This window comes from Pseudomonas sp. 2822-17 (genome assembly GCF_002742485.1).
Lineage (GTDB): Bacteria > Pseudomonadota > Gammaproteobacteria > Pseudomonadales > Pseudomonadaceae > Aquipseudomonas > Aquipseudomonas cyclaminis.
The window spans coordinates 1-239 of sequence record NZ_LJRZ01000965.1; the positions used below are offsets into that span (position 1 = coordinate 1).

Consider the following 239-nt stretch of genomic DNA (forward strand, 5'->3'; position numbering starts at 1 on the left):
AGAAGAGGAAGTTCGAATAACTAAGCAACCTGTCCAAGTCAATGAAGTGTCTATAACTAAACGTGAAGTGGAAGATATGAAAGAAGTGAAAGAAAAGGTAAAAAAAGAAATAGCAGATATTCAAATCAAAGGAGATGCAGATGTAAGAAAGAAATGACAATAGAGGCGGTTCTCGCATTTACGCCCTTGGCGAAACGCAAGAACCGCCCCCATGTTTATCTCCAAAAAGTTGACATATC

The 239-nt window shown here is 38.5% G+C and carries 1 protein-coding gene; it reads left to right on the forward strand.

Annotated features, from left to right (window positions below):
- Positions 1–157 (forward strand): DUF2382 domain-containing protein (locus AOA60_RS35100; RefSeq protein ID WP_143522616.1); only part of this gene is annotated, 157 nt, incomplete at its 5' end.
- Between the last annotated feature and the right edge of the window lie 82 nt (positions 158–239).